This is a genomic window from Caldimonas manganoxidans ATCC BAA-369 (assembly GCF_000381125.1).
Classification (GTDB): Bacteria; Pseudomonadota; Gammaproteobacteria; order Burkholderiales; family Burkholderiaceae_C; genus Caldimonas; species Caldimonas manganoxidans.
Genome location: NZ_KB905966.1, coordinates 22336 through 28588 on the forward strand (window position 1 = coordinate 22336; position 6253 = coordinate 28588).

Sequence of the window (6253 nt, forward strand, 5' to 3'; positions counted from 1 at the left end):
GCGCGGCCGGCCCCTCAGTACCGGCTGAGTCGATCGTCCAGATCGACCTTCAGATAATGGGCTCCGGGGATGGGGTTGTAATAGTAGGGAGGAATCTCCTCGAAGCCCAGCGTGGCATAGAGGCTGCGCGCGGCCTCCATGTCGTCCAGGGTGTCCAGCAGCATGACCGAGTAGCCGGCGCGGCGGGCATCATCCATCAAGGTCTGCGCCAGCACCCGCCCCAGGCCGAAGCGGCGGAACGCGCGGCGCACATACAGCCGCTTCATCTCGCAGGCGTTGGGGTAATCGGTCTCGGGCGCCGGACGGAAGGCGCCGCAGCCGGCCAGCTCACCATCGAGCAGGGCCAGCAACAATTTCCCCCCAGGCTCGGCATAGTCGCCCGGCAAGGCTGCCAATTCTTCGTCGAAGCCTTGGAAGGCCAGATCGATGCCGATGGAGTCGGCGTACTCCCGGAAAATGCCTCGGGTGGCCTCGAGCCATTCGGGGGTGTCTGGCGTGAGGAGCTGGATCTCGGGCGATGTCATCGTCAGCGCAGACAGGGCACGGCGTGTCAGTCTACCCTCTGGACCCGCCCCCGCCCAAGGCGCGGCATGCGCCATCGCGATCAAGGCTGCATACGGGTTGTTTTCCAAGGAATCGAAGCGCGCACCGCCGGCACGGGCAAGAGCAGGCGCGCCAGCAAGGGCTGGCGGCGGACCCATGCCCGCAGGACCATGGGGGTGCCCACGGCGCCGAGGAAGGCCAGTCCCATGGACAGCGCCCCCGGCAGCGGCCAGCGCAACAGCCAGTCCAACACCTTGGGCTGCACCGGCTGCGACCATCGCCGCCAAGCAGGCCACCCGCCAGGCCACCGACCGCGGGGACTCACCCATCGCAAGTGAGCCGCCGCCACGCTGAGCAGCCACGCAGGGGGCCGGAACCACAGCGGCACCCACTCCAGAGTGAAGCCGGTGGCATAGATCAGCGACAGCACGGTGGGCTCGAGCGTGAGGTCCGGTCGCTCGGCGCGAACCAGTGCGTATGCGATCACCACCACCGCGTAGGGCTTGAGCAAGGCGTCGGCCCGAAGGCAAGACTCACACCCGCAGCTCGCCTGCAATGCAGCTGACGGTGTCGCCGCCCACCCAGACGCCAGCCTCGTCGGCTTCGATGAAAACACGACCGGCACGCCCCAGGCACGTGCCCTGCGCAGCCACGTAGCGGCGTGGGGCTCGGCCGTGGGCGATGAGCCATTGCGCCAGCGCCGCGTTGAGACTGCCGGTGACCGGGTCTTCGGGCACACCGGCGTGGCTGACGAAGCCACGCACCTCGAACTGGGCGTCACCGCCGGGGGCGTGTGCGCCAATGACCCCGACTTTGGCCAGCCCCGCCAGGGCGCGGTGGTCGGGCTGCAGCGACAGCACGGTCTGGGCGCTGTCCAGCAGCAGACTCAGCCACCGCGGGCCGTTGTCGAGCATCTGGACCGCCTGCACTTGGTCCGGCTGCAAGCCCAGGGCGGCGAGGACCTGGCGCTGCATGGCAGGGCTGACCTCGCTGGCACGCATCGGCGGGGCCGCAAAGGCCAGCCGTGCGGCCTCGCGGCGGATGCGCACCAGACCCACGCCACATTGCTGCACGACTTCGCCCTGGCGCTGCGGCTGCCCGCCGGCCTCGAGCCAGGCATGGCAGGTGCCCAGCGTGGGGTGCCCCGCAAAGGGCAGCTCGCCGCCGGGCGTGAAGATGCGCACGCGGTAGTCGGCCTGCGCATCGGTGGGCGGCAGCAGGAAGGTCGTCTCCGACAGATTGATCCAGCGCGCGATGGCCTGCATCTGGGCATCGCTCAGGCCCTCGGCGTCGAAGACGACGGCCAGCGGGTTGCCGCGCAGGGGCTCGGCGGTGAAGACATCGACCGTGCGGTAGGGATGGATGCTCATGAACTTCGGTTCAAGGGGTGAGGACCGGGGTGCGCGCCAGCACCTCCTTCAGCACGCCGCCCAGCAGGGCCACCGCGCGCTCGATCTGCTCGGGCGCCAGTGTGACGAAGGACAGGCGCACCGTGTGGGCCTGCGGCATGCGCGCATAGAAGGCCGCGCCAGGCACGAAGGCCACGCCGGCTTCCACCGCCCGCGGCAGCAGGGCCATGGCGTCGATTGGGCTGGGCAGCGCGACCCAAAAGAACATGCCGCCGCGCGGCGTGTTCCAGCGGCAGCCCGGCGGCAGGTGGCGGCGCAGTGCCGCCTCCATCGCATCGCGCTGCGCGGCATAGCGCGCGCGGATGGTGGGCACATGGGTGTGGAGGAAGCCTTCGCGGATCACCTCGTGCACCAGCCGCTGGTTGAACACCGGGGTGTGCAGGTCGGCCGCCTGCTTGGCCTGCAGCAGCTTGGGGTACAGCGCCGCCGGCGCCACCACATAGCCCAGGCGCAGCCCCGGGGCGAGCACCTTCGAGAAGCTGCCCAGGTAGATCGTGCCCTCGGTCCAGCGCGAGGCCAGCGGCGGCGCCGGCGGGGCGTCGAACCACAGATCGCCATAGGGGTTGTCTTCCAGCAGCGGCAGGCCGACGGCCTGGGCGGCGTCCACCAGGGCGGCGCGACGGGCCTCGCTCATGCAGCGGCCGCTGGGGTTCTGGAAGTTGGGCAGCACGTAGAGGAAGCGCGCACGGTCGCCCCCCCGCACGGTGGCCTCGGCCAGGGCCTCGGGCCGCGGGCCGTCGTCGTCGCTGGCGACTTCATCGATCTGCGGCTCGTTGGGTGCAAAAGCCTGCAACGCGCCCAGGTAGGTGGGCGCTTCGACCAGCACGCGGCTGCCGGCATCGAGCAACACACGACCGCACAAGTCCAGCCCTTGCTGCGAGCCGGTGGTGATCAAGACCTGGCCCGGCGAGACCGTCATGCCCTGGCGGCCGAGGTGCTCGGCCACCCATTCGCGCAAGGGGGCATAGCCTTCGCTGGCGGCGTACTGCAGGGCTTCGCGCGGGGCTTCCCGCAGCACCTTGTCGGCCGCCGCGCGCATGGCCTCCACCGGAAAGGTGTCCGGCGAAGGCAGGCCACCGGCCAGCGAGAGGATGCCCGGCCGCTCGGTGACCTTGAGGATCTCGCGGATCACGGACGGGTTCATGCGGTCGGCGCGCCGCGCCAGCTGCCAGATCATGCGGAACTCCTTGGAGACGAAGTGCAGGCATTCGGCGTGTGCGCATCGACCCGCGCACGCTTGCCCAGGAACATGGTGGCCACCAGGGCCAGGCCGCGGTCCCACGCGAAGCAGCCCAGCCACAGCCCCCGGGTTTGGCGCATCACAGCCGCAGCATCCACAACGCGGTGACCACCAGCACGGCGGCCATCGCGCGGTTGAACCACGACAGACGCGGCCCCTGCGCCAGCCAGCCGCGCAGGCTCGCGCCCACCAGGGCGTAGGTGAGGTTGCTGACGAAGGCATAGACCACCATCACCGCCAGCACGATCGCCAGACGCTCGCCCGGGTTGGGGGCGGGGGCGCCGCCGCTGCTCGTCACCCAGCCGGCCGTGAGCGCCAGGGCCAGCATCCAGGCCTTGATGTTGACGAACTGCAGCGCCACCCCCTGCAGAAAGCTCACGTCCAGGCGCGAGCGGTCGGCCTCGCCCAGTTGGCGCACGCGTGCGATCTGCCAGGCCAGCCAAAGCATGTACCCCACGCCCACGGCCGTGATGGCCCCGCGCAGCGCCGGCGCGGCCATCACCACCGCGCCCAGGCCCAGGCCACAGACCAGCATCAGCAAGGTCCAGCCCGTCGGCACGGCCAGGCAGAACCGCAACGCGCCGCGCAAGCCACGGTTGGCGGCCAATGCCGTGGACAAGGTGGTGTTGGGCCCGGGCGTGAAGCTCATGGCCGTGGCCAGCACCAACAGGGCGAGGAACTCTTGCATCGACATGGCGGCCAGTCTATGCTGATCGCCAATACACCACCAATACAGTTTGCCAGTGCGTCACGCGCACTGTATTGGTTGGGAGGCCAGCACAGTCTCCTGCGCCCCGCCCGATGCTCAGCCGTTCGTCCGACCAGACCCTCACCGAACAGCTCGCCAGCCACTTTGCCGAGCGCATCCGCAGCCGGCTGTTGCCGCCGGGCAGCCGGCTGCCCTCGGTGCGTGAATGCGCGCGCCGGCACGCGGTGAGCCCCTACACGGTGGTGGCGGCCTACGACCAGCTCCAGGCCCAAGGGCTGGTGGAGGCCCGGCGTCATCGGGGCTACTTCGTCCGTGAACCGCGGCCCGAGCCGGTGCGCCCTGTGCCGGATGCCGCGACCGCCGGCACGATCCGCAGCAGCGCCCCCATCGATGCGGCCACCCTGATCCGCGGCATGCTGCAGCGCATGCCGCACCGCAACGGCCCCGCGCGCAACGACCCGGGCCTGGGCGTGCTGCCGCCGTCTTGGTTGGAGACGCCGATCTTGGGCGCCGCGCTGCGTCGGGTCACGGCCTCGGCCAGCTTGCAGGCGTTGTCGCTGCAATACGGGGAGCCTGCCGGGGATGCGCTGCTGCGCCGAGCGCTGTCGCACAAGCTGGCCGACCTGGACATCCGCGCCGATGCGAGCCAGATCATCACCACCGTGGGCGCCACCCATGCGCTGGACATCGTCTGCCGCACCTTGCTGCGGCCAGGCGATGCGGTGATGGTGGACGAGCCGGGCTGGGCCGTGGAGTTCGGCCGGCTCTCGCAGATGGGCATGCGCATCTTGCCCGTGCCACGCCGCCCCGAAGGCCCCGATCTGAGCGTGATGGAAGCCTATGGCCGTGAACATGCGCCCAAGCTCTTCATCACCGTCAGCGTGCTGCACAACCCCACCAGCGCCAACCTGTCCGCCCACAGCGCGCACCGCCTGCTGGGTCTGGCCGAACAGTTCGGTTTCCACGTGGTGGAAGATGACACCTACGGCGACCTGGCCCCGGTGCATGCCACCCGTCTGACGGCCCTGGACGGACTGCAGCGCACGCTGTACGTGAGCGGCTTTGCGAAAATCCTCGCCCCGAACTGGCGGGTCGGCTACCTGGTGGCGCCGCCGGCGCTGGTGGAGCGACTGATCGACACCAAGCTGCTGACCACGTTGACCACCCCGTCGATCCTGGAGCAGGCCCTGGCGCTCTGTCTGGAACAAGGCCAGATCCGCCGCCATGCCGAGCGCGTGCGCGAGCGGCTGGATGCGGCCCGATCGCGCAGCGTGCAGTTGGCGCAGGCCGCCGGCTGCCGCTTCGCGGCCGAGCCCCAAGGACTGTTCGGCTGGGTGGACACCGGCGTGGACACGGACCGCTTGGCCCAGCGCATGTTGGACGAGGGGTATCTGCTGGCGCCGGGCTCATTGTTTCACGCCGTGCGCCGACCCAGCACCCTGATGCGCATCAACTTCGCGACCACCCAGGACGCCAAGGTCTGGGAAGACTTCATACGCATCCGCGACAGTGTGTGACCTCGGCATGACAGGCATGGACCTGCCGATCCCCCTTCGAGAGGATGGAAAACGCCACGGACCTTGAAGTACATTGAGGGGCGGCTGTACGTGCTGCTGCGACGGCGCGGCAAGCCCCCAGGACTCCAGCTGCCCGGCATCGCACCGGGCGGCCTTGCTGCTGATGGACGAATCGACCCTACCGCTTGGCGAGCCGGAGCTGATGCGTGCCAGCGCTTTTCAGCGCTATCTCGACGAGCTGGACAAACTGCCGCCGCTGGCCGGAACCGACCGGTCGCGGTTGGCTTCGCTCAGCCCCTCGCTGCTGGCCGATTTGGAACGTTTCGAGCATCGCGCCAACGGCACCGAGGTGCTGGAGGTGTTGGCGGCCTGTCTGCGCCATGCCCAGCAGGTGGTCGTGCATCTGCAGGCCGGCGGGGTGGTGGTGCCGGTGACCGTGTTCCCGCATCACCGCCTGTACCACTGTCCGGCCGACCCCCAGGTGTATCTGATGCAGCGCTTGGCCTTGCTGCGGGTGATGCGTGTGGAGCCCGCGATCCTTCGGCCCCCAGGGCGGCTCCATGTCGTTTCGTGTGGAAAGCAACACTGTCACTGGGGCATCGCCGGCGCGAATGGGCTGGCCGGCAGGTGCTTGAGCTTAGACATGCGTAGGTAGGCGATGGCGATGAAGTTCTGGCTCGTCCTGAAGCCGCGTGCGGCGCGCTTGGCCTGTTGCAGCAGCCCGTTCATCGCCTCGACGAAGGCGTTGCTGCGGTGATCGACCATGCCGCGCACCACCGCGTCGAACCGCTCCTTGAGCGTGGCGGCCAGCTTCTTGAACGGCTCGAGCCGGCAG

Annotated in this window: 9 protein-coding genes; 2 read left to right on the plus strand and 7 right to left on the minus strand. The window is 69.5% G+C overall.

The features are described 5' to 3' along the window. Nucleotides 1–14: 14 nt before the first annotated feature. The 6 genes from F615_RS0115130 to F615_RS0115150 all read right to left on the minus strand — a co-directional run bounded on the left by F615_RS0115130 (nt 15) and on the right by F615_RS0115150 (nt 3886). Entirely contained in the window at nt 15–524 is a 510-nt protein-coding gene (locus tag F615_RS0115130; protein ID WP_019562020.1) for a GNAT family N-acetyltransferase, read from the minus strand. An 80-nt stretch (nt 525–604) separates the two neighbouring features. Beyond that, nucleotides 605–1054, minus strand: a complete 450-nt coding sequence (locus F615_RS0115135) for a hypothetical protein (RefSeq protein WP_019562021.1) — start codon at nt 1052–1054, stop codon at nt 605–607. Between the two features lie 22 nt (nt 1055–1076). After that, nucleotides 1077–1913 (minus strand): PhzF family protein, encoded by an 837-nt coding sequence (locus F615_RS0115140; protein ID WP_019562022.1) that lies wholly within the window; start codon nt 1911–1913, stop codon nt 1077–1079. A 10-nt stretch (nt 1914–1923) separates the two neighbouring features. After that, entirely contained in the window at nt 1924–3129 is a 1206-nt protein-coding gene (locus F615_RS0115145; protein ID WP_019562023.1) for an aminotransferase-like domain-containing protein, read from the minus strand. Beyond that, the gene (locus F615_RS20020; protein ID WP_156824666.1) at nt 3126–3272 is read right to left on the minus strand and encodes a hypothetical protein; all 147 of its coding nucleotides are present in this window, start codon (nt 3270–3272) and stop codon (nt 3126–3128) included. Before F615_RS20020 ends, F615_RS0115145 begins: the two co-directional genes overlap by 4 nt. Beyond that, complete coding sequence (locus tag F615_RS0115150; RefSeq protein WP_019562024.1) at nt 3272–3886, minus strand: LysE family translocator; 615 nt, start codon at nt 3884–3886, stop codon at nt 3272–3274. Before F615_RS0115150 ends, F615_RS20020 begins: the two co-directional genes overlap by 1 nt. A gap of 107 nt (nt 3887–3993) precedes the next feature. Between F615_RS0115150 and F615_RS0115155 the strand changes: the two genes are divergently transcribed. Further along, nucleotides 3994–5418 (plus strand): aminotransferase-like domain-containing protein, encoded by a 1425-nt coding sequence (locus F615_RS0115155; RefSeq protein WP_019562025.1) that lies wholly within the window; start codon nt 3994–3996, stop codon nt 5416–5418. A 163-nt stretch (nt 5419–5581) separates the two neighbouring features. Beyond that, nucleotides 5582–6073, plus strand: coding sequence for a hypothetical protein (locus F615_RS18805; RefSeq protein ID WP_156824667.1), 492 nt, complete (start codon nt 5582–5584; stop codon nt 6071–6073). Here the strand turns inward: F615_RS18805 and F615_RS19750 are convergent. Beyond that, on the minus strand, nt 6007–6253 hold a 247-nt coding region (locus F615_RS19750), incomplete at its 5' end, for a transposase (RefSeq protein WP_019562027.1). The two genes, F615_RS18805 and F615_RS19750, sit on opposite strands and share 67 nt — an antisense overlap.

Excerpts from the sequence above, each read along its gene's own strand:
- F615_RS0115130 (WP_019562020.1), bottom strand. The coding sequence starts at position 524 with ATGACATCGCCCGAGATCCAGCTCCTCACGCCAGACACCCCCGAATGG.
- F615_RS0115140 (WP_019562022.1), bottom strand. The coding sequence starts at position 1,913 with ATGAGCATCCATCCCTACCGCACGGTCGATGTCTTCACCGCCGAGCCC.
- F615_RS0115145 (WP_019562023.1), bottom strand. The coding sequence starts at position 3,129 with ATGATCTGGCAGCTGGCGCGGCGCGCCGACCGCATGAACCCGTCCGTG.
- F615_RS20020 (WP_156824666.1), bottom strand. The coding sequence starts at position 3,272 with ATGCGCCAAACCCGGGGGCTGTGGCTGGGCTGCTTCGCGTGGGACCGC.
- F615_RS0115150 (WP_019562024.1), bottom strand. The coding sequence starts at position 3,886 with ATGTCGATGCAAGAGTTCCTCGCCCTGTTGGTGCTGGCCACGGCCATG.
- F615_RS0115155 (WP_019562025.1), top strand. The coding sequence starts at position 3,994 with ATGCTCAGCCGTTCGTCCGACCAGACCCTCACCGAACAGCTCGCCAGC.
- F615_RS18805 (WP_156824667.1), top strand. The coding sequence starts at position 5,582 with ATGGACGAATCGACCCTACCGCTTGGCGAGCCGGAGCTGATGCGTGCC.